Source organism: Aeromonas enteropelogenes (genome assembly GCF_000819845.1).
Taxonomy (GTDB): Bacteria; Pseudomonadota; Gammaproteobacteria; order Enterobacterales; family Aeromonadaceae; genus Aeromonas; species Aeromonas enteropelogenes.
Genome location: NZ_CDCG01000005.1, coordinates 1 through 815, shown reverse-complemented (window position 1 = coordinate 815; position 815 = coordinate 1). Strand labels below are relative to the sequence as shown.

Sequence of the window (815 nt, the reverse complement as noted above, 5' to 3'; positions counted from 1 at the left end):
CAGGTAGGCGTTCCGTACATCATCGTGTTCATGAACAAGTGCGACATGGTTGATGACGAAGAGCTGCTGGAACTGGTCGAGATGGAAGTTCGCGAACTGCTGTCCGAGTACGACTTCCCGGGTGATGACCTGCCGGTAGTCCGCGGTTCCGCACTGAAAGCGCTGGAAGGCGAAGCTCAGTGGGAAGAGAAGATCATCGAGCTGGCCGGTCACCTGGATTCCTACATCCCGGAGCCGGAGCGCGCGATTGACCAGCCGTTCCTGATGCCTATCGAAGACGTATTCTCCATCGCTGGCCGTGGTACCGTAGTAACCGGTCGTGTAGAGCGCGGTATCGTTAAAGTAGGTGAAGAAGTGGAAATCGTGGGTATCAAAGATACCACCAAGACCACCTGTACCGGTGTTGAGATGTTCCGCAAGCTGCTGGACGAAGGTCGTGCAGGCGAGAACATCGGTGCACTGCTGCGTGGCGTGAAGCGTGAAGACGTAGAGCGTGGTCAGGTCCTGGCCAAGCCGGGCACCATCAAGCCGCACACCAAGTTTGAATCCGAAGTGTACGTACTGTCCAAAGAAGAAGGTGGTCGTCACACCCCGTTCTTCAAAGGCTACCGTCCGCAGTTCTACTTCCGTACTACCGACGTGACAGGTACCATCGAACTGCCGGAAGGCGTAGAGATGGTCATGCCGGGCGACAACATCAAGATGGTTGTTACCCTGATTGCGCCGATCGCGATGGACGACGGCCTGCGTTTCGCCATCCGTGAAGGTGGCCGTACCGTAGGTGCTGGTGTTGTAGCTAAAGTTATCGCTTAATC

1 protein-coding gene is annotated in these 815 nt (G+C 56.1%); it reads left to right on the top strand.

What is annotated here, in order from left to right:
- Positions 1–813, top strand: an 813-nt coding sequence (locus BN1123_RS02505) for an elongation factor Tu (RefSeq protein WP_042025184.1), incomplete at its 5' end; no start/stop codon positions are given.
- Positions 814–815: the final 2 nt, after the last annotated feature.